The 25,542-nt window shown below is 64.3% G+C and carries 21 protein-coding genes; 14 read left to right on the top strand and 7 right to left on the bottom strand.

Features of this window, described 5'->3' with window-relative positions:
* Positions 1 to 14 precede the first annotated feature (14 nt).
* From HBH1_RS13315 to HBH1_RS13290, 6 genes are all read left to right on the top strand, one after another.
* Positions 15 to 1,496, top strand: coding sequence for an NAD-dependent succinate-semialdehyde dehydrogenase (locus HBH1_RS13315; protein WP_102663137.1), 1,482 nt, complete (start codon positions 15 to 17; stop codon positions 1,494 to 1,496).
* Positions 1,497 to 1,569: 73 nt separating this feature from the next.
* Positions 1,570 to 2,472 carry a GNAT family N-acetyltransferase gene (locus tag HBH1_RS13310; RefSeq protein WP_102663136.1) on the top strand — a complete coding sequence of 301 codons (903 nt, stop codon included), beginning with the start codon at positions 1,570 to 1,572 and terminating at the stop codon, positions 2,470 to 2,472.
* Positions 2,473 to 2,662: 190 nt separating this feature from the next.
* Positions 2,663 to 4,039 carry an aspartate aminotransferase family protein gene (locus HBH1_RS13305; protein ID WP_102663190.1) on the top strand — a complete coding sequence of 459 codons (1,377 nt, stop codon included), beginning with the start codon at positions 2,663 to 2,665 and terminating at the stop codon, positions 4,037 to 4,039.
* 133 nt (positions 4,040 to 4,172) lie between these two features.
* A complete protein-coding gene (locus tag HBH1_RS13300; RefSeq protein ID WP_081626852.1) occupies positions 4,173 to 4,667 on the top strand; it encodes an Lrp/AsnC family transcriptional regulator in 495 nt (164 codons plus the stop codon).
* Positions 4,668 to 4,974: 307 nt separating this feature from the next.
* Positions 4,975 to 7,002, top strand: coding sequence for a flagellar filament capping protein FliD (gene fliD, locus HBH1_RS13295; RefSeq protein WP_102663135.1), 2,028 nt, complete (start codon positions 4,975 to 4,977; stop codon positions 7,000 to 7,002).
* A gap of 155 nt (positions 7,003 to 7,157) precedes the next feature.
* Positions 7,158 to 7,607 carry a MaoC family dehydratase gene (locus tag HBH1_RS13290; protein WP_006463802.1) on the top strand — a complete coding sequence of 150 codons (450 nt, stop codon included), beginning with the start codon at positions 7,158 to 7,160 and terminating at the stop codon, positions 7,605 to 7,607.
* Between the two features lie 12 nt (positions 7,608 to 7,619).
* Here HBH1_RS13290 and maiA read toward each other — a convergent pair whose 3' ends face one another.
* Genes maiA through HBH1_RS13270 form a run of 4 tightly spaced genes read right to left on the bottom strand, consistent with a single transcriptional unit; the run spans position 7,620 to position 12,204 of the window.
* The gene (gene maiA, locus HBH1_RS13285; RefSeq protein ID WP_102663134.1) at positions 7,620 to 8,267 is read right to left on the bottom strand and encodes a maleylacetoacetate isomerase; all 648 of its coding nucleotides are present in this window, start codon (positions 8,265 to 8,267) and stop codon (positions 7,620 to 7,622) included.
* A 36-nt stretch (positions 8,268 to 8,303) separates the two neighbouring features.
* Complete coding sequence (fahA, locus tag HBH1_RS13280; protein ID WP_102663133.1) at positions 8,304 to 9,650, bottom strand: fumarylacetoacetase; 1,347 nt, start codon at positions 9,648 to 9,650, stop codon at positions 8,304 to 8,306.
* Entirely contained in the window at positions 9,647 to 10,984 is a 1,338-nt protein-coding gene (gene hmgA, locus HBH1_RS13275) for a homogentisate 1,2-dioxygenase (RefSeq protein WP_102663132.1), read from the bottom strand. The genes fahA and hmgA overlap by 4 nt, the downstream gene beginning before the upstream one ends.
* Positions 10,981 to 12,204, bottom strand: coding sequence for an MFS transporter (locus HBH1_RS13270; RefSeq protein WP_102663131.1), 1,224 nt, complete (start codon positions 12,202 to 12,204; stop codon positions 10,981 to 10,983). The genes hmgA and HBH1_RS13270 overlap by 4 nt, the downstream gene beginning before the upstream one ends.
* 263 nt (positions 12,205 to 12,467) lie before the next feature.
* Between HBH1_RS13270 and HBH1_RS13265 the strand changes: the two genes are divergently transcribed.
* Together HBH1_RS13265 and HBH1_RS13260 are read left to right on the top strand one after the other, a co-directional pair.
* Positions 12,468 to 13,382, top strand: coding sequence for a LysR substrate-binding domain-containing protein (locus HBH1_RS13265; protein WP_102663130.1), 915 nt, complete (start codon positions 12,468 to 12,470; stop codon positions 13,380 to 13,382).
* Between the two features lie 38 nt (positions 13,383 to 13,420).
* Positions 13,421 to 14,254, top strand: a complete 834-nt coding sequence (locus HBH1_RS13260; RefSeq protein ID WP_102663129.1) for an alpha/beta hydrolase — start codon at positions 13,421 to 13,423, stop codon at positions 14,252 to 14,254.
* Between the two features lie 51 nt (positions 14,255 to 14,305).
* Here HBH1_RS13260 and HBH1_RS13255 read toward each other — a convergent pair whose 3' ends face one another.
* Together HBH1_RS13255 and HBH1_RS13250 are read right to left on the bottom strand one after the other, a co-directional pair.
* The gene (locus tag HBH1_RS13255; RefSeq protein WP_102663128.1) at positions 14,306 to 14,743 is read right to left on the bottom strand and encodes a helix-turn-helix domain-containing protein; all 438 of its coding nucleotides are present in this window, start codon (positions 14,741 to 14,743) and stop codon (positions 14,306 to 14,308) included.
* Positions 14,727 to 15,158, bottom strand: coding sequence for a type II toxin-antitoxin system RelE/ParE family toxin (locus HBH1_RS13250; protein ID WP_208399270.1), 432 nt, complete (start codon positions 15,156 to 15,158; stop codon positions 14,727 to 14,729). Before HBH1_RS13250 ends, HBH1_RS13255 begins: the two co-directional genes overlap by 17 nt.
* A gap of 284 nt (positions 15,159 to 15,442) precedes the next feature.
* On the opposite strand from HBH1_RS13250, the gene HBH1_RS13245 reads away from it, so the two are divergent.
* From HBH1_RS13245 to HBH1_RS13235, 3 genes are all read left to right on the top strand, one after another.
* Positions 15,443 to 17,992, top strand: coding sequence for a PepSY domain-containing protein (locus HBH1_RS13245; RefSeq protein WP_102663127.1), 2,550 nt, complete (start codon positions 15,443 to 15,445; stop codon positions 17,990 to 17,992).
* Positions 17,993 to 18,238: 246 nt separating this feature from the next.
* Positions 18,239 to 19,654, top strand: coding sequence for a cardiolipin synthase (gene cls / locus HBH1_RS13240; protein ID WP_102663126.1), 1,416 nt, complete (start codon positions 18,239 to 18,241; stop codon positions 19,652 to 19,654).
* A 56-nt stretch (positions 19,655 to 19,710) separates the two neighbouring features.
* Positions 19,711 to 20,604, top strand: coding sequence for a hypothetical protein (locus HBH1_RS13235; protein ID WP_102663125.1), 894 nt, complete (start codon positions 19,711 to 19,713; stop codon positions 20,602 to 20,604).
* A 66-nt stretch (positions 20,605 to 20,670) separates the two neighbouring features.
* Here the strand turns inward: HBH1_RS13235 and HBH1_RS13230 are convergent, their stop codons facing one another.
* Complete coding sequence (locus HBH1_RS13230) at positions 20,671 to 21,558, bottom strand: LysR substrate-binding domain-containing protein (RefSeq protein ID WP_102663124.1); 888 nt, start codon at positions 21,556 to 21,558, stop codon at positions 20,671 to 20,673.
* 227 nt (positions 21,559 to 21,785) lie between these two features.
* On the opposite strand from HBH1_RS13230, the gene HBH1_RS13225 reads away from it, so the two are divergent.
* The 3 genes from HBH1_RS13225 (at position 21,786) to HBH1_RS13215 (ending at position 25,512) form a co-directional block, all read left to right on the top strand.
* Positions 21,786 to 22,535, top strand: a complete 750-nt coding sequence (locus HBH1_RS13225; protein WP_102663123.1) for an SDR family NAD(P)-dependent oxidoreductase — start codon at positions 21,786 to 21,788, stop codon at positions 22,533 to 22,535.
* Between the two features lie 74 nt (positions 22,536 to 22,609).
* A complete protein-coding gene (locus HBH1_RS13220; protein ID WP_102663122.1) occupies positions 22,610 to 23,659 on the top strand; it encodes a TRAP transporter substrate-binding protein in 1,050 nt (349 codons plus the stop codon).
* The gene (locus HBH1_RS13215; protein ID WP_102663121.1) at positions 23,656 to 25,512 is read left to right on the top strand and encodes a TRAP transporter large permease; all 1,857 of its coding nucleotides are present in this window, start codon (positions 23,656 to 23,658) and stop codon (positions 25,510 to 25,512) included. The genes HBH1_RS13220 and HBH1_RS13215 overlap by 4 nt, the downstream gene beginning before the upstream one ends.
* Positions 25,513 to 25,542: the final 30 nt, after the last annotated feature.

The raw sequence follows: 25,542 nt of genomic DNA, 5'->3' as shown, positions 1-25,542 counted from the left end.
ACTGAATGCCTGCCATGACTACACTCGAACTGCACCGCCAGGACCTGCTGCCCGGTGCCCACCTGATCGGCGCCGAATGGCGCGCAGCGGCCGACGGTCGCGAACTTGCGGTCAGTGATCCGGCCACCGGCAAGGTATTTGCCAGCGTCCCCGACGGCAATGCCGCCGATGCCCGTGCCGCGGTGGATGCCGCTGCTGCGGCATTCCCGGCCTGGCGTGCCACGCCGGCCAAGCAGCGCGCCGCCATCCTCAAGCGCTGGAACGACTTGCTGCTGGCACACCAGGAAGACCTGGGTCGCCTGATCTCGCGCGAGCAGGGCAAGCCGCTGGCCGAGGGGCGCGGTGAAGTGGCCTATGCGGCCAGCTATGTGGAATGGTTCGGCGAAGAAGCCACCCGCGCCAATGGCGACATCATCCCGGCCCCGGTGACCGGCCGCCGCATGCTGGCGCTGAAGGAACCGGTGGGCGTGGTCGCTACCATCACGCCCTGGAACTTCCCGGCCGCGATGATCGCCCGCAAGATCGCACCTGCGCTGGCGGCTGGTTGTACCGTGGTGTGCAAGCCGGCCGAGGATACGCCGCTGACCTCGCTGGCACTGGTGCGCCTGGCGCAGGAAGCGGGCGTACCGGCCGGTGTGATCAACATCGTCACGGCCTCGCGCGAGCGCACGCCGGAAGTGGTCGACGTGTGGCTGGCCGACAGCCGGGTACGCAAAATCAGCTTTACCGGCTCCACCGCCGTGGGCAAGCACCTGGCGCGTCATTCGGCCGATACCCTCAAGAAGCTCTCCCTGGAACTGGGCGGCAATGCGCCCTTCATCGTCTTCGACGATGCCGATCTGGATGCCGCCATCGACGGCGTGATGGCGGCCAAGTTCCGCAATGGCGGCCAGACCTGCGTGAGCCCCAACCGCATCTACGTGCAAGAGAAGGTCTATGACGCCTTCGTGGCCAGGCTCGGCGCCCGGGTGGCGGCGCTGAAGGTCGGCCCGGCCAGCGATCCGGCCTCACAGATCGGCCCGATGATCAATGCCCGTGCCATCGCCAAGATCGACCAGCACGTGCGCGATGCCATCGCCCGCGGCGCCCACGTGATCACCGGCGGCCAGCGCCTGCAGGGGCCCGGCTACGCGAGCGACAACTACTACGCGCCCACGGTGCTGGCCAATGTGACCGATGCCATGCAATGCAGTTGCGAAGAGACCTTCGGCCCGGTGGCACCGGTGACGCGCTTTACCAGCGAGGAAGAAGTGATCGCGGCGGCCAATGGCACGCCCTTCGGGCTGGCCGCGTATTTCTATTCGACCGATGTACGGCGCATCCACCGTGTCACCGATGCACTGGAGAGCGGCATCGTCGGCGTCAACGAGGGCGCGCTGGCGGCCGAGGCGGCCCCCTTCGGCGGCGTCAAGGAATCCGGTTATGGTCGTGAAGGCTCGGTGCACGGGCTGGATGATTACCTGCACACCAAGTACGTGTGCCAGGGCCAGCTGTGAGACCGCAGCCCTGAAATCGCAGCCCTGAAATCCCTGTACTACGTTACCTTCAACGAACCGACCAGGAGCCCCCATGCCAGCGCCGACCACCCCCGTCCCGAGCAGCGGCCAGGAAGCCTTGCCCGAGCTGCGCCTGCGCGCCATCGCCGCCGATGACCTGGGCAACTGCCACCGGCTGTCGCTGCGCTTCAAGTGGCCGCACCGGCTGGAGGACTGGAAATTCCTGTTGCAGATGGGCCAGGGCTATCTGCTGGAACACACCGCCGACGGTGCCACGCTGCCGGTAGTGGGTTCGGTGGTATGCACCTGCTACGGCGAGCAGCACGCGGTCATCGGCATGCTGCTGGTGCAGGCCGAGCTGCAGCGGCGCGGCCTGGGGCGGCGGCTGATGCAGCACACCGCCAGCCAGGTCAATGGTCGCAGCCTGGTGGTCAATGCCACCGCGGCCGGCATGCCGCTCTATCGGCAGTTGGGCTTTATTCAGCAGGATGTGTTGCACCAGTTCCAGGGCTCGTCGGCGCAACCGGTACTGGTCTCGCTGCCGCCCGGCGAGCGCGTGCGGCCGATGGGCAAGAACGATGTACAGCGGCTGCTGGCGCTGGATGCGCGCGCCACCGGCATGGAACGCAGCAAGCTGCTGCTGGCCCTGCTGGAGATGTCCGAAGGCGTGGCGCTGGACCGCGATGGCGAGATGCTGGGCTTTGCGCTGGTGCGTCGCTTCGGCCATGGCCGCGTGATCGGGCCGGTGGTGGCACCCGATGCCGAACGGGCCAAGGGTCTGATCGCGCACTGGATCAATACCTATTCGGATTCCTTCATCCGCATCGACGTGTTCGAATCGAGCGGTCTGCCGGCCTGGCTGGACACGCTGGGCCTGACCAATGTCGACCATGTCACCCGCATGTGCAAGGGCACACCCCCGGCGCGCGATGCGGGCATGCAGTTGTTTTCCATCGTCAACCAGGCGCTGGGCTGAGGCCGCAGCCGGTCGCACGGGCACGCCGCAGAAAATGCCAAAGCCGCCCGCAAAACCCATGAAGATGCTTTTTGGACCCCGCATCTTGCGCATCCGCTGCGACCGGGCAGGCATAGCATAGAACGCATCCCGGTTGTGTCGCCCGCCTGGCACGACCTTGTTCAACGCCATCGTCAGCGAGTCCTCCTTCATGCAAACATCGACCCTGGCTGCCCTCGACCGCAGCCACCTGATCCATCCCGTGACCAGCTTTCGCGAACACGAAGAGCTGGGGCCCATCATCCTCAAGTCCGGCCGTGGCGCCTACCTGACCGACCATCAGGACAAGGAACTGCTGGATGCCTTCTCGGGCCTGTGGTGCGTCAACACCGGCTATGGCCAGGAGAGCGTGATCCGCGCCGCCACCGAACAGATGCAGCGCCTGCCGTATGCCACGGGCTACTTCCACTTCGCCTCGGAACCGGCCATCCTGCTGGCCAAGAAGCTGGTGGACATCAGCCCGGCCTCGCTCCGGCATGTCTACTTCACCCTGGGCGGATCGGACGCGGTGGATGCCGCCATCCGCTACATCACGCACTACCACAACGCCATCGGCAAGCCGGCCAAGAAGCATTTCATCTCGCTGCAGCGTGGCTACCATGGTTCCTCTTCGGTGGGGGCGGGGCTGACGGCGCTGCCCAATTTCCACTTCAACTTCGATCTGCCGCTGCCGACCCAGCACTACCTGCCCTCGCCCTATCCCTACCGCAGCGAACTGGCCGACGACGCAGCCATCATCGCCGCCTCGGTACAGGCGCTGCGCAGCAAGGTGGCCGAACTGGGCGCGGACCAGGTGGCGGCCTTCTTCTGCGAACCGATCCAGGGTTCGGGCGGTGTGGTGGTGCCGCCCAAGGGCTGGTTGAAGGCCATGCAGCTGGCTTGCAACGAGCTGGGCATCCTGTTCGTGGTGGATGAGGTGATCACCGGCTTCGGCCGTACCGGCCCCATGTTTGCCTGCCTGGACGAAGACGTGCAGCCGGACCTGATGACCATGGCCAAGGGCCTGACCGCGGGCTACGCGCCGATGGGCGCGGTGATGATGTCGGACCGGGTCTACCAGGGCATTGCCGATGGCGCGCCCATGAGCACCGTGGTCGGCCACGGCCAGACCTATTCGGCCCATCCGGTCAGTGCGGCGGTGGCGCTGGAGGTGCTGCGCCTGTACGAGGAAGGTGGTCTGCTGGAAAACGGTCGTCGGGTCGAGCCCCATTTCACAGCTGGCCTGCGCGCCCTGCTCGATCATCCGCTAGTGGGGGATGCCCGCAGCCGGGGGCTGCTGGGTGCGCTGGAGCTGGTGGCCGACAAGCACACCAAGGCGCGCTTCGCGCCCGAACTGAAGCTGCATGAACGCATCTTCAAGGTGGCCTACCAGCAAGGCCTGGTGTTCCGCGCCTTCGGCGACAACATCCTCGGCTTTGCGCCGGCGCTGTGCTATACACCGGCCGATTTCGAACTGATGTTCCAGCGACTGAAGGCCATCCTCGATGAAGTGCTGGCCCAGCCCGAGGTGCGCCAGGCCGTCAAATAAGCCGGTCGATGCGAGCAAAGCCCCCGGTCACATGCCAAAAACAGGGACCGGAGGGGTTAAAATGCCCTGACATCCGGCCTGCCTTCCCCACCCAGGGACAGCAGGCCGGTTGAGTCGAATAACCCGAGGCAACATGATGACTAACGGCGCGTTGAAACTGGACCGGATCGATCTGAGGATTTTGTGTCACCTGCAGGAAAATAGCCGCATTACCAATGTGATCCTGGCCGACGCCGTCGGCCTGTCCCCCAGTCCCTGCCTGATCCGCGTCAAGCGCCTGGAAAAGGCCGGCTACATCAGCGGCTACGGCGCCTACATCCGCCTGGAAAAACTGGCCGACGTACAGATCGTGTTCACCGAAGTGACCCTGTCGGACCACCGCCGCGAAGACTTCGCCAAGTTCGAGTCCTATATCCGCAATGTCGACGAGATCATCGAATGCCACCTGGTCAGCGGTGGTTACGACTACCTGCTCAAGTTCATGACCCGCAGCGTGGTGCATTACCAGAGCGTGATCGAGTCGCTGCTGGAGCAGAACCTGCGCATTGAAAAGTATTTCAGCTACATCGTCATCAAGTCGCCCTTCATCAAGCATCACTACCCGCTGGAAAAGTTCATCCAGACCTGATCCGGACTGAAGCCAGGGTGGGATGGGGCATGGGCCGGAGGCTCCGTGCCGCGCCTTGCCGCCCTCTGCAGCCTTCCTTCTGCCTTCCCGCCGCCCTCCCGCCGCCTTCCCGCGTTCGCTGCCCGCCCTGTTTAGCTGCGCGGGCCGCGTCTCCATCAAATCTCCACAAAAATCCCGAACAAATTCCAGTTTTGGTCAGCAAACTGACCTTTACTTTTGTAAAGAGCTGCCGTTAATGTGGCGAACACTGACGATTTGTCAGTGTTTCCAGATTACAAGAAGAATTCGATATTGTTCAGGGGTCAACATGGCAACTTCCACCGGGTCTATCTCCACGTCAGCCGGTCCGCTCGATGTGGCGACCTTGGTCAACCAGCTCATTTCGGTTGAAAGCAAATCGCGGCTCACGCCGCTGAAAAACAAGGAAACCGGCTTCAACACGCTCATTTCGGCCTACGGGACGCTGAAGAACGCGCTGTCGACCTATCAGAGCGCCCTCAAGGGGATGACCTCGGCCACCTTCAGCGCCCAGAAGACCACCCTGACCAATGCCGGTACCGGCACGGGCCTCACCACCGATCCGCTCACGGCCGAGACCAACACCGATGAATCGACCAAGGTACTGGCGCAGAAGCTGAAGTCGGGCGGCTATGCCACCGGCACCACCTTCAATGCCGGCGATTCGGTCGCCATCAAGGTGGGCAGCAACCAGCCCACCTTCATCACCCTCAAGGCCAATGCCACGCTGGCCGGCGTGCGCGATGCGATCAATGCCTCCAAGGCCGGGGTCACGGCGTCAATCACCACCGACGGCAGCGGCGACCATCTGGTGCTGGAATCCAATACCGGCGGCACCGCCAATACCATCAAGATCACCGCCAACAACACCCTCTCGGGGCTGAGTTACGATCCGGCCTCCAGCACGCCGGGCAGCGTGACCCAGGTGCAGGCCCCGCGCGACGCCGCCAAGGCGGCGTCGGGCTCGTACAGCCTGGCGGTGAACCAGCTGGCGCAGGCGGTCAAGGTCAGCTCGGCCGGCATCGCCCCGGGCAGCACCTTCGACAATGGCGTGCTGGCCATCAAGACCGGCAACGGTTCGACCGTGCTGATCCAGCCCAAGACCAATACCCTGGCCGGTGTGCGTGATGCCATCAACGCCAGCGAAGCGGGCGTGAGCGCCTCCATCGTCAGCGATGGCACCAATGACCACCTGGTGCTGACCGCCAAGGACAGCGGCGCGGCCAACACCCTGCGGGTCAGCGGCACCGGCTCGTTTGCGCCGTTCGCCTTCGATCCCAGCGGCACCGTGACCACCCCGGGCGTGACGGCTGGCCAGACCTTCACCACCGGCGCGCTGGCACTGCAGGTGGGCAACAAGTCCTTCAACATCACCCCGACCGATCTGGACGCCAGCGGCGATATCCAGCTCAATGACGTGATGAAGGCCATCAACGATGCCAACACCGGCGTGACGGCCAGCATCACCACCAGTGGCGGCAAGGAGCAGCTGGTGCTCACCCCGACCGGCAGCGACGCGGTCAAGCTGACCGGCAGCAACGATTACGCCGGCCTCACCGGCAGCAGCATGGGCCAGCTGGCCAAGGCGCAGGATGCGCGGATGACCATCGACGGCGTGGTCGTGACCAGCACCAGCAACAAGGTCACCAACGTGATCTCGGGGGTGACGCTGAACCTGAGCAAGGTCACCAATGCCACCGACAATTTCACGCTGGCCATTTCCAATGACACCAGCGGCCTGACCACCGCCGCCAATACCTTCGTCAACGCCTACAACACGCTGGCCAAGGCGGTGACCAACCTGACCAAGCAAACCCCGTCCACCACCAAGGGCGAGGCCAATACCGGCTCGCCGCTGGCGTCGGAATCATCGGTGCTGAACATGATGGCGCAGATCCGCAGCACCATGCTGGGGGCGCTGGGCGAAGGCGGGGGGATGAACCTGTCGCAGGTCGGCATCTCCTTCCAGAAGGATGGCACGCTGGCGCTGGATTCGACCAAGCTGACCACGGCCGCCAACAAGGACTTCGAGGGCATCAGCAAGCTCTTCACCGCCACGGGCGGCGTGGTCACCAAGCTGCAGACGGTGATGGATGGCATCCTGAAGGAAGGTGGCACGCTGGCCACCAAGACCAAGGGCCTGCAGGCCAGCCTGAAGATCGTCACGGACCAGCAGACGGCGGCCAATTCGCGCTTGCAGGACCTGAAGGATAACTACACCAACCAGTTCAATCGTCTGAACGTCACGCTGGCGACGATGCAGGCAAGGCAAAGCTATCTGACCCAGCAGTTGACCAAGCTGTCGAAGTCGTCCTGAGCCCGAAGCTCGGGTTGATCGCCGGTGACAACGCCACAGGCCGCAGCGCGCCCTCCGCTGCGGCCTGTGGTTTTTGCGGAAGTCGCTATACTGGGGGCCTTTCCGGTTTCCTGAAGACCGGGACATCACAGCGATAACAACGATCAGGAGACATCGTGGATACCCCCAAGTATTTGGAAGACTTCCAGCCCGGCCAGGTTTTCCGTTCACCCGCCACGTTGACCGTGGATGCCGAGGCCATCAAGCAGTTCGCCACCCAGTTCGATCCCCAGCCCTTCCACCTGGATGATGCTGCCGCCCAGCAGACCTTCTTTCGTGGACTGGCGGCCAGCGGCTGGCATACCGCCGCGCTGACCATGCGCTTGCTGGTCGATACGCTCCATATCCAGGGCGGCATCATCGGCGCCGGCTTCGACGAATTCCGCTGGCCACGCCCCACCCGCCCCGGCGACGTGCTGCGGCTGGAGGCCGAAGTGCTGGGTATCAAGACCTCGCAATCGCGCCCCCTGCAGGGTTTTCTCAACCATCGCGTGACCACCTACAACCAGCACGACGAAGCCGTGCTGATCATGACCGGCAACCTGCTGGTGCCGCGCCGCAGCTAAGCCTGGCCCAGTTCAGGCGGCGTCCGGCTGGCGTGCCGGATGGGCCTGTTCGAAGGCCGGCAGGACATTACAGGCAGCCTCGATGGCGCAGAGCGTCGGATAGGGCGCCATGTCGACCTCGAAGCGGCGCGCATTGAAGATCTGCGGCACCAGGAAGCAATCGGCCATGGTCGGCGCATCGCCCACGCAGAAGTGACCGCGCGTGGTGTCGGCGGCCAGTTGCTGCTCCAGCGCGGCAAAGCCGAGCTTGATCCAGTGCTGGATCCAGGCGGTCTTCTGGGTTTCGTCGACGTTGAGCTGGTGCTTGAGGTAACGCAGCACGCGCAGGTTGTTCAGGGGATGGATTTCACAGGCGATAGCCAGCGACAGTTCGCGGATGCGGGCGCGCGCGAAGGCATCGCCGGGCAGCAGCGAAGGCGTGGGATAGCGCTCTTCCAGATACTCCAGGATCGCCATCGACTGCCTCAGCAGTTGCCCCTGGTCGGCCAGCACCGGCACCAGCGCATGCGGGTTCAATTGCGTGAAGGCCGGCAGCAACTGCTCGCCGCCCTGGTTGAGCAAGTGCACAGCCGCCGTCTCGTAGGCCACGCCCTTGAGATTGAGGGCAATGCGCACGCGGTAGGAGGCCGAGCTGCGGAAATAGCTGTACAGGGTAGTCATCCTCTTCCTTTCATCCTTCCTTGGAAACCGGGCGCATCAGGCCAGGCTGCGCGCCGGGAGCACGGTGCCGGCGGCTTCGCCGAACCCGATCGTGGGCAGGCCGTCGCGACGGGCGGCAGCACGCAGGATGATGGTGTCGCCGTCTTCCAGGAACACGCGACGTTCACCGTTGGCCAAGGTAATCGGCGCCTTGCCGCCGGCGCTCAGTTCCAGCAGCGAGCCGGCTTCGTCAGCCTGCGCACCGGACAAGGTGCCGGTACCCAGGAAATCGCCGGGCCGCAGGTTGCAGCCGTTGACCGTGTGGTGCGCCACCAGTTGCGCCACGGTCCAGTAGGCGTCGCGGTAGTTGGACAGCGACAGGCGCTGCGGGGCGGTGCCGGCCTCACGCATGGCGGCGGTCTGGATCAGCACTTCCAGCTGCAGATCGAAGGCGCCGCTCTCGCGCAGGGTTGGGGCATCCAGGTAGGGCAGCGGCTGCGGATCGTCGGCCGGACGGGTCCAGGCGCAACGATACGGAGCCAGCGCTTCCAGCGTGACAATCCAGGGCGAGATGGTGGAGGCGAAGCTCTTCGACAGGAAGGGGCCGAGCGGCTGGTATTCCCAGGCCTGCACATCGCGTGCCGACCAGTCATTGAGGAGGCACAGGCCGAACACCTTGTCTTCGGCCTGGCTCATCGGCACCGGTTCGCCGAGAGCATTGCCACCGCCGATGAAGATGCCCATTTCCAGTTCGTAATCCAGGCGCTTGCAGGGTCCGAAGCTGGGTGTGTCGGCATCCGGCGCCTTGGTCTGGCCGACCGGGCGGCGGAATTGCTGGCCCGAGACCGCAATCGACGAAGCACGACCGTGGTAGCCGATCGGCACCCACTTGTAGTTGGGCAACAGCGGGTTGTCCGGACGGAAGAGCTTGCCCACCGAGGTGGCGTGGTGGATGGAGGTATAGAAGTCGGTGTAGTCGCCGATGGCGGCCGGCACGTCGTAGCGGGCCTGGGCCTGCGGCACCAGGCAGGCCGCCAGTTCGGTCTGGTGCGGCGAACCGCTGCGCAGCAGGCGCGACAGCGTCAGGCGCACCGCCGACCAGGCTGCCGGGGTCAAGGCCATCAGGGCATTGAGCGTGCTGCCGCTGCAGGCCGCATGGGCGGCTTGGCGCGTGGCTTCGTCAAAGCCGGAAAAGGCACCGGCCGCCTGCGCCGCCGGCAGGTCCAGGATCTGGTCACCGATGGCCACGCCTGCACGGAAGCTTTCTTCACTTGCGGCACGACGGAACACACCATAAGGCAGGTTCTGGATCGGGAATGGGCAGCCGTCGGTATTGGCGCTCTCGACCCAGCTGCGCAGCTCGGTGTCGTGGGTTTCGTTCAGTTTCAGGCTAGGCAGGCTCATGCGCGCTCCGGGTTGAAGTTCTTCTGGATCCCCAGCCAGCAATCCTGGTAGTCGCGCTGCAGGGTCGGCGACGCCAGGGCATGGCGGGTGGGGCAAAGGATGTTGCGGGTCTCGAACATGAAGGCCATGGTGTGATCGACCTTGTTCGGCTGGCTGGTATCGATGCGGCTGGCCTTCTCGAAGGTGGCCGCGTCCGGTCCGTGGCCGCTCATGCAATTATGCAGGCTGCCGCCGCCAGGGACAAAGCCGCCGCCTTCCTTGGCGTCGTACTGGCCGGTGATCAGGCCCATGTATTCGCTGGCCACGTTGCGGTGGAACCAGGGCGGGCGGAAGGTATTCTCGGCGGCCAGCCAGCGCGGCGGGAAGATCACGAAGTCGATGGTATCCACGCCCGGGGTATCGCTCTGCGACTGCAGCACCAGGAAGATCGAGGGATCGGGGTGGTCGTAGCTGATCGAGCCGATGGTGTTGAAGTGGCGCAGGTCGTACTTGTAGGGTGCGTAGTTGCCATGCCAGGCCACCACGTCCAGCGGCGAATGGCCGATCTTCGCCTGCCACAGGTTGCCGCCGAACTTGGCGATCAACTGGAAATCCCCCTCGCGATCTTCGTACCAGGCATGGGGCGTGGCGAAATCACGCGGATTGGCCAGGCCGTTGGACCCCAGCGGCCCCAGGTCCGGCAGGCGCAGCAAGGCGCCGAAGTTCTCGCAGACGTAACCGCGTGCCTCGCCGTCCGGCAGCCGCACCTGGAAGCGCAGGCCACGCGGGATGACGGCGATTTCCTGCGGCTCGATATCGATCACGCCCAGTTCGGTGCGCAATTGCAGGCGGCCCTGTTGCGGCACGATCAGCCACTCGCCATCGGCCGAATAGAAGAAGCGATCGGTCATCGAGCAATTGGCCGCATACAGGTGGATGGCGCAACCGTTCTGCGCCTGCGGCGAGCCGTTGCCGGCCATGGTGACCAGGCCCTCGATGAAATCGGTGGGGACCGTGGGCATGGGCTGCGGGTCCCAGCGCAACTGGTTCGGCGGCGCTGCCACGTCATCGAAGTGGCTTGCCAGCAGGCCGCGCTCCATCGGGGCAAAGGGTTCATGTACCGCCGCCGGGCGGATACGGTACAGCCAGGAGCGGCGATTGTGGCCACGGGGGGCGGTGAAGGCGGTGCCTGAAATCTGTTCGGCATAGAGACCATAGGCCACCTGCTGCGGCGAATTGCGGTGCGCCGGCAAGGCGCCGGGCAAGGCCTCGGTCTCGAACTCATTGCCGAAGCCGGACTGGTAGCCACGAGTATGGACGTGGTGACTGACGGCGGAATCGGTGACGGTAGTCATGCGGAAACTCCTCGGGAAGTACGATGCAGGCGCGCAATGGTCAGCGCCGAAATCAGGGCCGGCACGGCGGCGGCGATGAAAAGCGAACCATTGCTCCATTGCAGGGCGATCAGCTGGCCGCCGACGATGCAGAAGCCGGCCACGATCACCGCCACGAACAGCAGTGCCGGCAGGGCCGCCACCTTGCCGATCATGGCAATCGAGACGCAGGCCAGCAGGAAGCAGACACCCAGCACCCGGGTAAATCCATAGCGATTGATGAAGCGGCCCAGGGTCAGGGTGCCGATCACGCCGCCCACCTGCAGCGAGGTGCCGATCAGTACGGCCATGCTGGTGGAATAGCCGGCGTCATGGATCAGTGTGGGCAGCCAGTTGGAGAGGAAATAGAGGTTGATCAGGTTCATGAAGCTGATCAGCCACAGCAGCACGGTCACACCGGCGCGACCATCACGGAACAGCGCCGCCACCGGCATGCCCTCGGCCTTGGCTTCCTTGACCACCACCTCGGTGCGTTCATCGATGACGATGGACGGAGCGAGCTTGCGCAGCCAGCGTGCCACCTGCGCCCGCGGACGGCGATGCAGCACCAGGAACTGGATCGATTCCGGCAGCCAGACCAGCATGACCAGGCCCAGCACCAGCGGCACCGCACCGCCGACCCAGAACACCGCATGCCAGCCGTGCGCCGGAATCAAGGCGGCGCTGACGAAGCCGCCAGCAGCGGCGCCCACGGTGAAGCCGCAGGAGACCAGCATCATGCGCGTGACCCGGGACGAGGAAGGACTGAATTCCCCCACCAGCGCCATGGCATTGGGCATGATGCTACCCAGGCCGAAACCGGTGATGAAGCGCACGATCAACAGTTGATCGAGGGTCGTCACCAGGGGCGTGGCCAGCATGCAGGCCGCGAAAAAGAGCGTGGAGACGATCAATACCGGACGGCGGCCATAGCGGTCACCGACCGGCGTCAGGACCAGCGAACCCAGCAGCATGCCGAACAGGCCGGCGCCGAACACCGGCCCCAGGCTGGCCTTGCTCACGCCCCAGTCGGCGATGATGGCCGGGGCCACATAGCCCATGGCCTGGACGTCGAAACCATCGATGATCAGGCACAGGCCGCACAGCAGCAGCAGGCCGAACTGGAAAGTGCCGAAACGGCCCTGCTCCACCACCTGGTCCACATGGACCGTGGGGAGAGCGCCACTTGCGTGGATACTCATGTCTTGACTCCTCGTCTGTCTTTACGTTGTTTTAATTGTGTTGCCGGTCTGGCGCGCCGATGACGGCCGACAATGTCGCTCTGGATGGCGCTCTGCGTACGTCCTGCGACGTGGCCCCGATGGCTGGGGCGGCGACGTCACTGTAGTGCAATCGCCCTTCTTTTACGATATAAATACGAAAATACGATCCATTCATTTCATGAATATTGCAGTGCACTGCAGGACTTCCTGCGGTGTGCACGTTCCAGGCTCCAAGCTCATCCATGGCCCTCATCGAACCCCGCGACATCGATCTCAACCTGCTGGTGGTATTCCAGGAGGTCTTCCAGGAACGCCAGATTTCCTCGGTAGCGCGCCGCCTGGGCCTGTCGCAGCCGGCCGTCAGCAATGCGCTGGCGCGGCTGCGGCGCAGCTTCGGTGATGAACTCTTCGTGCGCACCGCGCAGGGCATGCAACCCACGCCGTTCGCAGACCAGCTGGCCGAGCCGGTGGCTGCGGCACTGCAACAGGTGGCGCGGGCTCTCAACCTGCAGGAAGGTTTCTCCCCGCAAAGTAGCGAGCGCCGCTTTACCATCGCCATGACCGATGTTGGCGAGGTCTATTTCATGCCCCGGCTGATCGAGGCCTGCGCCACGCTAGCGCCGGGGGTGAGCGTGAGCACGGTGCGCGCCGGCGCCGTCGATCTCAAGAGCGAGATGGAAGCCGGCCGGGTGGACCTGGCCATCGGCGCCTTCGACAACCTGTCCGAGGCGCTGTACCAGCGGCGGCTGTTCCGCCAGGACTACGTCAGCATGTTCCGCATCGGCCATGCGCTGGACCGGCGCGGCGAGGTCAGCCTCAAGGAATTCCTGGCGGCCGAACATCTGATGGTGTCGTCGCTGGAGAGTCCCTATGACCGCATCAACCAGAATCTGGAAAAGGCCGGTATCCTGCAAAGCCTGCGCTTTCGCGTGCCGCATTTCACCGCCGTGCCCTACATCGTCAGCACCACCGATCTGGTCGTGACGGTGCCGCGCAAGCTGGCCGAGAGCGCGGCCATGCCGTTCGGACTGCGCTACATCAAACCGCCGCTGCGACTGCCGGCGCTGCAGACCAACATGTTCTGGCATCGCCGCTACAATCAGGACGAGGGCAATGTCTGGCTGCGCAATCTGATTTCAGAGCAGTTCGCCGAATAACAGGGAACAGGGCCGCAAGAGGCCAGGGGAGGAAGATCATGCACATCTATCGCGACTACGACCGCGAAGCACTGGACCTGCAGTATTACGTGCGCCTGCACATTCCGGATTTCCAGGACTACTTCGACCGCTTCGCCCGTGAAGGGCTGGCCGCGCGTGAGGCCCACCCCCACCTGGCCGATGTGCCCTATGGCGAGGATGCGCTGCAGACCCTGGATTTCTTTCCCGGACGCAGCAATGGCCGCCCCCTGCTGGTGTTCATCCACGGCGGCTACTGGCGCTCTCTGGACAAGCACCAGTTCAGCCAGCTCGCCCTGCCCTACCTGGCGCAGGACATCAATGTGGCGCTGATCAATTACCGCCTGGCACCCCAGGTACGCATGGGCGACATCGCCGCCGACTGTGGTCGGGCGCTGCGCATGCTGCACGCCAAGGCCGGCGCGCTGCGCTTCGATCCGGAGGCGATCTGGCTCATGGGCCACTCGGCCGGCGCCCACCTGGCCGCGCTGATTGCCTCGCTGGGCGCGGCACCGGTACGCGGCGTCTGCGGCCTGTCCGGCATCTACGACCTGGAGCCGGTGCGCCTGTCCTACGTCAACGAATCCCTGCACCTGTCCCCGTCCGACGCCCTGCAGGCCAGCCCGCTGCAACTGGACCTGCCGCAAGGTGCGCAGGCACTGCTGAGCGTGGGTGGACAGGAGACGGAAGAATTCCTGCGCCAGAATGCCACCTACGCCGCCAAGCTACGCCAGTCGGGCCATGCGGTGGAAACCGTGGCGCTGCCGCAGATACATCACCTGAGCATCGTGGACGTGGCGGCCGATGCCGGGAGTGTGTTGACGCGGACGATGATCAAAATGATGCTGGAATGAATGAAGTCTGCAGCTGCGGAGAGCACATCCGGTATGCACCGGCCCTCCAGTTCATGTGGGATTTCTTGCAGACGAGCTTCTGATCGTTGCCTCGACGCTGCTTTTGCGGTGTTTAATCGGGCGCTTCTGCGAACTAGGCTTCCCGACCTTTTGAGTACTCACTGACGCTGGTGCTGGGGCGGGGCCCGGATCTGGAGTCAAATCGAAAGTCCTATCTCCTGGAAAATTCGCCGTCAATATCAATTGACCTCCCAGAGCGCGCACGAAATCCATCATGCTGCTGACAAGCAAGTCTTCCCGATTTTCCATTTTTGAAATCGCGGCCTGTTGTACCTGCAGGGTTTCTGCGAGTGCAGCCTGAGTGACGTGCAGACTCTTTCGGAGATTCTGTAGCTTGATACTCGTTTGCAGCGACTCTGTCCTGGATTGAGCCTCCAGTTGCGCCTCCGGTCGCATGCGAGCGCGCAATTCGCTAAATTTTTTTGACATGGTCACCTGCCTCTATCCGCAATGAATGAAGATGGATGTCGTAGAGCTTATCCGAGAGCGGTACGTAGTGTTCATACCACCGATTGTTTCCTGCCTTGGTTCCGCCAATCAAAAGAATCGCACGCCGCAACGGATCGAACGCATAAAGCACCCGATAGGGTCTACCTGCATGCTGGACCCTAAGCTCCCGCATATGGGCGTGTCGCGAGCCGTGGATGCCAGAACTGTAAGGATGCTTGAGAGCCGGACCATTCTGTTCGAGCAAACCGACATAGGTTGCCACAGAGGTCTGCTCGGCTTCGTCAAGACTATCCCACCACTGACCAAATTCGTCTGTGTATTCTACCTCGCAAAATGTCCTCACATTCCTCCCAAGGAATATTCCATTAAAAGAATGAAGCTCGTCCTTGGACATCCTGCTGACGGCGGCTTCAGGTACGGCGCAGCAGAGTATCAAGTTCCCGTTGAAATGATTTTTTCCCGCCGGAAATGAATGCAGGAAATTGAAGACTTTCGCACCACGGCATCGCCCCTTGAGCAAACACTCAGATATCAATAAGAATCATTTTCATCTGATCTATAATAGCGGGCTGATCCGCCCAGCCCGTCCGGGTGGTCATTGACGCGCCGGCCGTTTCACTGGCCTGGCAGACAAGATCAACAAGGCGCTCCCCGCGCCTGTCGCCGCCCTACTGATACATGTTCAAGAAGATCTGGTTCCAGCTCCACTGGTTCATCGGCATCACCGCCGGCACCCTGTTGATGACCATCGGCGTGACCGGTGCGCTGCTGGCTTTCCGCGAAGAAATCATGGAGGCCTTGAGCCCCGGCGTGATGCACGTGCAAGTGCGCCAGCAGGCCACACTGACACCGCAGCAGATGCTGGAGCGGCTGCGCGATGCCGAACCGCAGCGCCGGGTCACCACCCTGACCCTGTCGGCCGAGCCGGGCGCTTCGGTGCGTGTGGTCTTCGCACCGCCGCCGGGCGAACGACGCGGGCAGGCGCGCTATGCCGATCCCTATACCGGAGCACTGCTGCCACCGGTGACGGGCGCGGAGTTCTTCGAATTCACCGAGCGCTTCCATCGCTGGCTGCTGCTGCCCACTGAGATCGGCAAGATCGTCCTGGGGACGCTGGCACTGTCGCTGCTGACCCTGGCACTGTCCGGACTGTACCTGCGCTGGCCGCGCCGGCCCTTGTCGCTGCGGGCCTGGCTGCGGCTGGATTTCCAGCTGCAGGGACGCTCCTTCCTGTGGAACCTGCATTCGGTCATCGGTACCTGGTCGCTGGTGATGTACGTGATCTTCGCCACCACCGGCGCCTACTGGGCGCTGGACTGGTTCAAGGACGGCGTCAACACGCTGGCCGGCGAGAGCCGCCGTGCGCCCATGCAGCGCGGCGAAGGCAAGAAGAAGGAAGCGGCTGCAGCCCCCGTGCCGCTGGATCTGACCCTGGCCTGGAACAGCTTCCTGACCCAGGCCCCCGATTACCAGAATGCCCAGTTGCGCCTGCCCGAACAGGGTACGCAGCCGGTGCAGATCTTCTTCCTCAGTCACGACGCGCCGCATGAACGTGCGCGCAGCCGCATGGTGGTGGCACCGCAGACCGGCGAAGTGCGGCAACTGGAGCGCTACGAAGACAAGAGCCGCGGCGGACGCTTCATCGCCGCCATCTATCCGCTGCACATGGGGACCTACTTCGGCCTGCCGGGTCGCATCATCATGGCGGTTGCCAGTCTGATGATGCCGTTGTTCGGCATTTCCGGCTGGATGCTCTACCTGGATCGGCGCCGCAAGAAGGCCGCGCTGCGTGCCGAGCGGGCCAGCATCGACAGTGGCGAGGCGGCCAGCGTCACCGGCGGCGAACCGGTGCTGGTGGCCCATGCCTCGCAGACCGGCCAGGCCGAGCGCATCGCCCTGCATACCGCTGCCGGACTGCGCAAGAGCGGCGTGCCGGTAACCCTGCTGCCGCTGGCGCAGGTCACCCCGGAAATCCTGCGCCACCATCGTCGCCTCCTCGTCATCGCCAGCACCTTCGGCGAAGGCGATGCGCCCGACAGCGCACGCGGCGTCGAGAAGCGCCTGCGCCAGGCCGCCGGGCAATCGCTGTCGCATGTGCAGTACGCGGTCCTGGCCCTGGGAGACCGCCATTACACCCAGTTCTGCGGCTTCGGTCACACGCTTGATCACGGCCTGCGTCAGTGCGGTGCCAAGCCGATGTTCCCGCTGGTGGAAGTGGATCGCATGGATGGCGAGGCGCTGCGCAAATGGGAGAGCGAACTGGCCGCACATGGTCTGCAAGCCGCGGTCAGCGATATCCTGCCGACCCATGCACCGGCCTGGCAGACCTGGACGCTCACGCGCCGCGTACTGATGAATCCGGGCAGCCAGGGCGCGCCCCTGTATCACCTGGAACTGCAGCCGCAGGACGGCACCCTGCCCGCCTGGCAAGCCGGCGCGCTGGTGGAAATCCTGCCGCGTCATGCCCCGGACCGCATCGCCCTGCTGTTGCAACGCCTGCAACTGGATGGCGCCATTCCGGTGCGTCACCAGAGCCAATCCTGCACGCTGGCGCTAGCCCTGTCATGCAGCGTGCTGCCGCATCATGCCTTGGCCGACGCCCAGGGCCTGGTCGATGCCCTGCAGCCCCTGACGCCCCGCTCCTATTCGGCAGCCTCGGTGACCGAGGATGGCGCCCTGCACCTGCTGGTGCGCCAGGTGCAGCATGAAGACGGCCTGGGCCTGGCTTCCGGCTGGCTGACCGAATTCGCGCCGCTGCAGTCTGCATTGCAGCTGCGCCTGGTGCACAACGCCGGCTTCGCGCCGCCACCGCCGCAGGCGCCGGCGATCTTCATCGGCAACGGCTCCGGCATGGCCGGTCTGCGCGGCCACCTGCTGGCGCGCATCCACGCCGGGCAGACACGCAACTGGCTGCTCTTCGGCGAACGCAACGAGGCGCACGATTTCCTCTACCGCGAACAACTGCAGCAGTGGCTGGCACAAGCTAAGCTCACGCGCCTGGACCTGGCCTTCTCGCGTGACCAGCCCGAGCGCATCTATGTCCAGGACCGCCTGCGCGAGGCGGCTGCCGACCTGCGCCACTGGCTGGATCAGGGTGCGGTGCTGTACGTCTGCGGCAGTCTGGAAGGCATGGCCGCCGGGGTCGATGCGGTGCTCACCGCCGTCCTCGGCGAGGCCGGCCTACAGGACCTGATCGAACAGAACCGCTACCGCCGCGACGTCTATTGATCCCCTTCCGGATGGGCCGACCGGCCCATCCTCGCCCTCTCCCCTGAGCAGATACGCTGCAACAGCGCGGTCATCCCCGGCCTGCCCTGTAGGCAGCCCCCGCTTTCCGCTGTAGGACAGTTCCGATTCGCGCTTCCCGCTGCGCCATCGCGCTGTGGTCGGGCATATACTCGACCGCACAGCGTTGCCCTCCCCGGCATCCGAGACAGCCTCAGGTCGATGGCAGCGCCCAACCGGGAACCTTCCATGACCAACAAGAAAACAAATTCCAAGTGGCCCACTGCCTGGCTCTTGCTGCTGTTGTTCTCCCTGATGCTGGCGGCCTGCAGCTCGCTGCCCACCATCGTGCCCGATATGGATTCGCAGTCGGCGCGCAACATCCAGATGAAGGGGGGACGCGGCGTCCTCAGTGAAGCGCAGGCCAAGGCCGTGCTGGACAAGCTGCGCAGCCAGAACGCCGACAATACCCTGCTGGACCGCCACGTCGCCATCGAAGGCGCCATCACCGGCTCGCCCCTGGTGACCGGCAACAAGGTGACGCTGCTCATCGATGGTCCCGCGACCTATGCCTCCATGCAGCAGGCCATCCAGGCGGCGCGCTACCACGTCAACATGGAAAGCTACATCATGGAAGACGACGAGGTCGGCCGCCAGTTCGCCGACCTGCTGATCTCCATGCAGAAGAAGGGCGTGCAGGTCAACCTGATGTATGACAGCGTGGGCTCCATCAACACCCCGCGCGCCTTCTTCCAGCCGATGATCGATGCCGGCATCCAGGTGCTGGAATACAACCCCATCAATCCCACCCAGGTGCGCAAGGACTGGGAGGTCAACCAGCGCGACCATCGCAAGCTGCTGGTGGTCGATGGCAAGACCGCCTTTGTGGGCGGTATCAACATCAGCAGCGTCTATTCCAGCGGCTCCTTCAGCACCCGCAAGAAAAAACCGCGCGTCAACAAGGACGGCGAACAGATTCCCTGGCGCGATACGCAGGTCCGCATCGATGGCCCGGTGGCCCTGGAATTCCAGAAGCTCTTCATCGATACCTGGCACAAGCAGCGTGGCCCCGATCTGGGCGAACACCGGTACTTCCCGCCGGTGGCTCCGGCCGGCGGCGAAATCGTGCGCGCCATCGGCAGTTCGGCCGACGATCCTTACAGCGTCATCTATGCCACCTTCATCTCCGCCATCCAGCATGCCGAGAGCTCGATCTACCTGACCAACGCCTACTTCGTTCCCGATCCGCAGCTGCGCGACTCGCTCAAGGATGCCGCCCGGCGCGGTGTGGACGTGCGCCTGATCCTGCCCTCGCACAGCGATTCCTCGCTGGTGCTGTATGCTTCCCGCTCCTTCTATGCGGAACTGCTGGAAGCCGGCGTACGCATCTTCGAACGCCAGGACGCCCTGCTGCATTCCAAGACCGCCATCATCGACGGTGTCTGGTCCACTATCGGCTCGACCAATCTGGACTGGCGCAGCTTCGTCTACAACCAGGAAATCAATGCGGTGATCCTGAGCCCGCAGTTCGGCGTCCAGATGAAGAGCATGTTCGACCGTGATCTCGGCGCCTCCAAGGAAATTACCAAGGAACAATGGGACCAGCGACCGATCAGTGAAAGAATGAAGGAATTCGGCGCCAGCGTCTGGTCCCGCCTGCTGTAGCCAGCATCGAATACTGAAACCACTGCACCATTGAAGAGGAGTCCGGTTTGCGATCCATGTTGTCCCGTCTGACCCTGCATCTGATCTTCCCGGCCACGCTGGCCCTGGCCGCCTGCGGCTGGGCGCACGCCCAGACCCAGACGGGCGCGGCCGCCATGAAAAGCCGTTACACGGAGCTGCAGGGCGAGCTCAACAACAATGCCTACCATCGCCCGCTCTATCTCAATTCGCGCGAGGACGGCGGCAACGTCAAGGGCGATATCTACGCGGTGCTGGACTATCCCTTCACCCAGGTGCGCGAAGCCCTGGGCAGCCCCGACCGCTGGTGTGACATCCTGATCCTGCACCTGAACACCAAGTATTGCCGGCTCCTCCACGATGGCGCGAAGACCACCCTGCGCATGCAGGTCGGCAAGAAGACCGAGGAGTCCCTCGACAGCACCTACCGGGTCGACCTGCGCTACAGCGGGGGCGCCAGCGGCGCCGATTATTTCTCGTCCTCGATGCTGGCCGAGAAGGGACCGCTGGATACCTCCGACTATCGTATCGAGATCGAATCCATCCCCCTGGACGAAAAGCGCTCCTTCCTCCACTTCAGCTATGCCTATTCGTATGGCATGGCCAGCAAGCTGGCCTTGCGCGCCTACCTGATGACGGCCGGGCGTGACAAGGTCGGCTTCAGCGTGGTCAAGCGCGACGCGCAGGGTCAGCCGCAATACATCGAAGGTACCCGTGCCACCGTGGAGCGCAACACCATGCGCTACTACCTGGCCATCGACGCCTACCTTTCCGGACTGGCGGCGCCCGCCGAGCAACGACTGGAAAAGCGCCTGGCCAACTGGTATGACGCGACCGAACAATATCCGCGCCAACTGCATGAAGTCAGCCGGGACGAATACCTCGGCATGAAGCGCAACGAAGTGGCGCGGCAGCAGAAGGCGGGCAGCTAGGCCGGCACGCGCCGGCTCTCATCCCGCTGTTTTCTTCCCCCGGTATCACACGGTATTCAATGCCACCTACGCCTGGCTGCCCGCCTGCTCGCGCAACCATTCCAGGAAGGCGGCGACCGCCGGTCGCCGTGCATGGTGCGCAGGATAAACCGCGAAGTGGGCCTTGACCCGCACCGCCTTGTCCAGCCCGAAGATGGCCTTGAGTTTCTTTTCCTCGATATGACGCGCCGCCACCGTGGCGCTTTCCAGCGCCACGCCCAGGCCCTGGGTGGCCGCGTCCAGTGACATCTGGGCGCGATCGAAGCGCACCGCGAACTGCTCCGGCGGGCGCACATCGGCAAACTCCCCGAACCAGTCGGCCCACTGCACCACGCTCACATTGCTGCGAATGAGCTTCACCCCCAGCAGGTCGGCAGGCTGGCGGATGCGGGCGGCGCGAATGAAGGCGGGACTGGCCAGCGGCACGATGCGCTCTTCGAACAAGGGCTCTAGCACCAGCCCCGGCCAGTTGGGAATACCGTAGCGGATGTCCACATCCACCTCCCCCAGTTCGAAATTGCTCTGCGAATGCGCGGCGGAGAGATTGAAGGTGATCTCCGGATAGCTGCGTGCGAAATCATTGAGGCGCGCCATCAGCCACAGGCTGGCAATGCTGGGTGCGGAGTGGATGTAGAGCGTATTGCTGACGCCCTGGCGCACGTCCATGGATGCCGCCGTGATGGCCGAGATCGCGCCCTGGATACGGGCCAGGTAACTCTCTCCGGCGGTGGTGATACGGACCCCGTGGGCGCTGCGCTCGAAGAGGCGGATGCCGAGATAGGACTCCAGCCGTGCCACCTGGTGACTCACCGCCGACGCCGTCAAATGCAGTTCGGCCGCGGCCAGCGCAAAACTCTTGCGCCGGGCCACCGCTTCGAAGGCCTGGAGGTTGGGCAGAGGCGGGAGAACGGCCATGGACGGGCTCCGTAGCTAAGATGACGATCCGTCACTTTAACATGACGAGACTTCGCTTGTCGTCAGGCGAGGAAAGCCCGACCATGCGCTCAGAACAAAAACGGAGACAGGGTGGTACAGCGGCTGGCCCGCTGCCCGCCCGCATCTGAGCACCCTCTGCGCACCTTCCGTGTCGGCTCTGTCTCCGCGCTTGCTCATTCAAAAGCAAATCATCTGGAGAACACGACATGCTGCTCAAGGACAAGGTTGCCGTCATTACCGGCGGTGCAGGTATCAATGGTCTGGGCTACGCCACGGCGCGCCTGATGGCCGGGCAAGGTGCCCGCGTGGTGGTGCTGGACCTGGCCCAGGCCGATCCGCCCGGTGCCGCCGCCGGCCTGGGCGATCATCACCTGGGCCTGGTGGCCGACGTTACCGACAAGGCCTCCTGCGAGGCTGCTGCGGCCGCCGTGCTCAAGCAGTTCGGGCGCATCGACATCCTGGTCAACAATGCCGGCATCACCCAGCCGGTCAAGACGCTGGAGATCACCGGCGCCGACTACGACCGCATCCTGGACGTGAGCCTGCGCGGCACGCTCTACATGTCGCAGGCGGTGCTGCCGGCCATGCGCGCCCAGCAAAGCGGCTCCATCATCTGCATCTCCTCGGTCTCGGCCCAACGCGGCGGCGGCATCCTCGGAGGCCCGCACTACTCTGCCGCCAAGGCTGGCGTACTCGGCCTGGCGCGCGCCATGGCACGCGAGTTCGGCCCGGAAGGCATCCGCGTCAACTGCATCACGCCAGGCCTGATCGGCACCGACATCATCAAGGGCAAGCTCACCGAAGAAAAGAAGGCCGAGATCGCCGAGACCATTCCATTGGCACGCCTGGGCCGGGCCGACGACATCGGCGGCGCCTGCGTCTTCCTCGGCAGCGACCTCTCGCAGTACTGCACCGGTATCACGCTGGATGTGAACGGCGGCATGCTGATCCATTAAACGCAGCCTAATGCTCGTGCACGCCGGCCTGGCCGGCATCTTTCCGACCACCAGAACACAACAGGAGACCTGACATGACCCATGACAACGACAACAACAGCGGCAAGACCACCCTGAGCCGCCGCCAGCTGCTCAAGGCCGGCGCTGTCGGCGCGGCATTGCCGCTGTTTTCCATCATGAGCCGCCCGGCCAACGCGGCCGAGTTCAACTACAAGTTCGCCACCGGCCAGGACCCGTCGCACCCGGTCAACAAGCGTGCGCAGCAAGCCATCGACCGCATCCGCGAGGCCTCCAATGGACGCCTGGAGATCAAGTTGTTCCCGGCCAACCAGCTGGGCTCGGACACCGACCTGATGTCGCAGATCCGCAATGGCGGCGTGGAATTCTTCAACCAGGCCAGCGTGGTGCTGTCCACGCTGGTGCCGGCAGCCGGCATCGTCAACACCGGCTTCGCCTTCCACGACTACAAGGAAGTCTGGCAGGCCATGGACGGTCCGCTGGGCGCCTATGTGCGGGCGCAGATCGAGAAGGTCGGCCTGCTGACCATGTCCAAGCCCTGGGACAACGGCTTCCGCCAGATCACCACGTCCACCAAGCCGATCAAGACGGCCGGCGATCTCAAGGGCCTGAAGCTGCGGGTGCCGGCCGCACCCATGCTGACCTCGCTGTTTACCGCACTGGGCGCCAGCCCGACGCCGATCAACTTCAATGAAGTCTATTCGTCGCTGCAGACCCGACTGGTCGAGGGTCAGGAAAACCCGCTGGCCATCATCAGCACCGCCCGCCTCTACGAAGTGCAGAAGTTCTGCACCATCTCCAACCATGTCTGGGATGCCTACTGGATCCTGGGCAACCGTCGTGCCTTCGAAAAGCTGCCCAAGGACATCCAGGAAATCGTGCGCCGCGAACTGGACAAGGCCGCCACCGACGAACGTGCCGACATTGCCTCGCTGGCCGGCTTCGCCCGCAACGACCTGCAGGGCAAGGGGGTGCAGATCATCGAGGCCGACAAGGAGTCCTTCAAGCAGGCACTGGCCCAGGCCAACTTCTACAAGGACATGCGCGCCAAGTTCGGCGATGAGGCCTGGAAGCTGCTGCAAAACAGCGTCGGGGGCCTGGGATGAGCGCCCTCTCGCTGCAGCAGCCGGTGACCGACGAGCGCTCGCTGGCCGCACGGCTGGAGAACTGGCTGGGCGTGGCCATCGAAATCCCGGCGGCCGCCCTGGTCGTCGGCGAAGTCGCGGTGTTGCTGGCCGGCGTGGTGATGCGCTTCATCTTCAACAGCCCCATCCCCTGGGCCGATGAACTGGCGTCCATCCTCTTCCTGTGGCTGGCCAATCTGGGGGCCGTGGTCGCCCTGCGGCGCGGTACCCACATGCGTACTACGGTGCTGGTGGGCTACCTGAGCGAACGCGGCAAGGCCTGGGCCGAGGCCTTGGCCATCATCGCGCCCTGCGTGATGCTGCTCCTGCTCATGCACCCGATGTGGGAATACGCAGAGGATGAAATGTTCGTGCAGACCCCAGCCCTGGGTTGGCCCAACACGGTGCGCGCAGCCGCCGTGGCGGTGGGCGCGGCGCTGATGATCGCCATCTGCCTGTTGCGCATCTCGCGCCAGAAACTGGCAGACCTGGCCGGCGTGCTGGTCGTGCTGGCGGTGGTGGCCGGTGCCATGTACCTGGGCGCGGGCTGGCTGCAGGCCATCGGCAACTGGAACCTGGTGGTGTTCTTCGGTCTGGTGCTGGGGGTGTCGGTGCTGCTGGGTATTCCCATCGCCTTCTGCTTCGGTCTGGCGACGGTGGCTTTCATGCTGACCGTGACCACCAGCCCGCTGGCGGTGGTGGCGGGACGCTTCGACGAAGGCATGTCCTCGCTGATCCTGCTGGCGGTGCCGCTGTTCATCCTGCTCGGCCACCTGGTGGAGATGACCGGCATGGCCAAGGCCATGGTGGACTTCCTGGCTTCGCTGCTGGGGCATGTGCGCGGCGGACTGAACTACGTGTTGCTGGGCGCGATGCTGCTGGTGTCGGGCATTTCCGGTGCCAAGACCGCCGACATGGCGGCCGTCGCACCGGTGCTGCTGCCGGAGATGAAGCGGCGCGGCAATCATGAGGGCGAGCTCATCTCGCTGCTGGCGGCCTCCGGCGCCATGGCCGAGACCATTCCGCCCTCGCTGGTGCTGATCACCATCGGCTCGGTGGCCGGCGTCTCGATTGCGGCGCTGTTCACCGGCGGCATCATGCCGGGCATCGTGCTGGCAGTGTTGCTGGCGATACTGGCGCGCTGGCGCAGTGCCGAGATCATGGAAGGCATCCAGCGCGCGCCCGGCAAGGTGGTGCTGCGTACGCTGATCATCGCCCTGCCCGCGCTGTTGCTGCCGATCCTGATCCGCACAGCCGTGGTCGAAGGGGTGGCCACGGCCACCGAAGTCTCTACCATCGGCATCGCCTATTCGGTGGTGGCGGGCCTGCTGGTGTATCGCAAGTTCGACTGGAAGCGCCTCTATCCCATGCTGGTGGATACGGCCGCCCTGTCGGGGGCCATCCTGTTCATCATCGGCACGGCCACCGGCATGTCGTGGGCACTGACGCAATCGGGCTTCTCGCATGCACTGGCCGAGGCCATGACCAGCGTGCCGGGTGGCAAGTACGGCTTCCTGCTGGTGTCGATCGCCGCCTTCATCGTGCTGGGCAGCGTGCTGGAGGGTATCCCGGCGATGGTGTTGTTCGCGCCGCTGCTGTTCCCGGTGGCCAAGGCCATCGGCGTGCACGAGGTGCACTATGCCATGGTGATCATCCTGTCCATGGGCGTGGGCCTGTTCGCTCCTCCCTTCGGTCTGGGTTACTACGCCGCCTGCACCATCGGCCGCGTGCATCCGGACGTGGCGGTCAAGCGCATCTGGCCCTACCTGGGGGCGCTGGTGGTGGGCCTGCTGATCGTGGCCTTCGTACCGTGGTTCTCCATCGGCTTCCTGTGATTTTTACGCATTCATCCATCAAGCAAGGAC

It is taken from the genome of Herbaspirillum sp. BH-1, from assembly GCF_002870055.1.
In the GTDB taxonomy this organism is placed as follows: Bacteria; Pseudomonadota; Gammaproteobacteria; order Burkholderiales; family Burkholderiaceae_D; genus Herbaspirillum; species Herbaspirillum frisingense.
Note: the sequence above shows the minus strand (reverse complement) of the source record. Positions and strands in the feature narration are given on the sequence as shown.

What these genes read in the sequence shown, in the direction of transcription:
- hmgA (WP_102663132.1), bottom strand. Translation starts at nt 10,984, where the DNA reads ATGACTACCGTCACCGATTCCGCCGTCAGTCACCACGTCCATACTCGT.
- HBH1_RS13315 (WP_102663137.1), top strand. Translation starts at nt 15, where the DNA reads ATGACTACACTCGAACTGCACCGCCAGGACCTGCTGCCCGGTGCCCAC.
- fliD (WP_102663135.1), top strand. Translation starts at nt 4,975, where the DNA reads ATGGCAACTTCCACCGGGTCTATCTCCACGTCAGCCGGTCCGCTCGAT.
- maiA (WP_102663134.1), bottom strand. Translation starts at nt 8,267, where the DNA reads ATGACTACCCTGTACAGCTATTTCCGCAGCTCGGCCTCCTACCGCGTG.
- HBH1_RS13305 (WP_102663190.1), top strand. Translation starts at nt 2,663, where the DNA reads ATGCAAACATCGACCCTGGCTGCCCTCGACCGCAGCCACCTGATCCAT.
- HBH1_RS13250 (WP_208399270.1), bottom strand. Translation starts at nt 15,158, where the DNA reads ATGTCCAAGGACGAGCTTCATTCTTTTAATGGAATATTCCTTGGGAGG.
- HBH1_RS13310 (WP_102663136.1), top strand. Translation starts at nt 1,570, where the DNA reads ATGCCAGCGCCGACCACCCCCGTCCCGAGCAGCGGCCAGGAAGCCTTG.
- HBH1_RS13220 (WP_102663122.1), top strand. Translation starts at nt 22,610, where the DNA reads ATGACCCATGACAACGACAACAACAGCGGCAAGACCACCCTGAGCCGC.
- HBH1_RS13260 (WP_102663129.1), top strand. Translation starts at nt 13,421, where the DNA reads ATGCACATCTATCGCGACTACGACCGCGAAGCACTGGACCTGCAGTAT.
- HBH1_RS13270 (WP_102663131.1), bottom strand. Translation starts at nt 12,204, where the DNA reads ATGAGTATCCACGCAAGTGGCGCTCTCCCCACGGTCCATGTGGACCAG.
- HBH1_RS13245 (WP_102663127.1), top strand. Translation starts at nt 15,443, where the DNA reads ATGTTCAAGAAGATCTGGTTCCAGCTCCACTGGTTCATCGGCATCACC.
- HBH1_RS13300 (WP_081626852.1), top strand. Translation starts at nt 4,173, where the DNA reads ATGATGACTAACGGCGCGTTGAAACTGGACCGGATCGATCTGAGGATT.
- HBH1_RS13265 (WP_102663130.1), top strand. Translation starts at nt 12,468, where the DNA reads ATGGCCCTCATCGAACCCCGCGACATCGATCTCAACCTGCTGGTGGTA.
- HBH1_RS13235 (WP_102663125.1), top strand. Translation starts at nt 19,711, where the DNA reads ATGTTGTCCCGTCTGACCCTGCATCTGATCTTCCCGGCCACGCTGGCC.
- cls (WP_102663126.1), top strand. Translation starts at nt 18,239, where the DNA reads ATGACCAACAAGAAAACAAATTCCAAGTGGCCCACTGCCTGGCTCTTG.
- HBH1_RS13230 (WP_102663124.1), bottom strand. Translation starts at nt 21,558, where the DNA reads ATGGCCGTTCTCCCGCCTCTGCCCAACCTCCAGGCCTTCGAAGCGGTG.
- HBH1_RS13225 (WP_102663123.1), top strand. Translation starts at nt 21,786, where the DNA reads ATGCTGCTCAAGGACAAGGTTGCCGTCATTACCGGCGGTGCAGGTATC.
- fahA (WP_102663133.1), bottom strand. Translation starts at nt 9,650, where the DNA reads ATGAGCCTGCCTAGCCTGAAACTGAACGAAACCCACGACACCGAGCTG.
- HBH1_RS13255 (WP_102663128.1), bottom strand. Translation starts at nt 14,743, where the DNA reads ATGTCAAAAAAATTTAGCGAATTGCGCGCTCGCATGCGACCGGAGGCG.
- HBH1_RS13215 (WP_102663121.1), top strand. Translation starts at nt 23,656, where the DNA reads ATGAGCGCCCTCTCGCTGCAGCAGCCGGTGACCGACGAGCGCTCGCTG.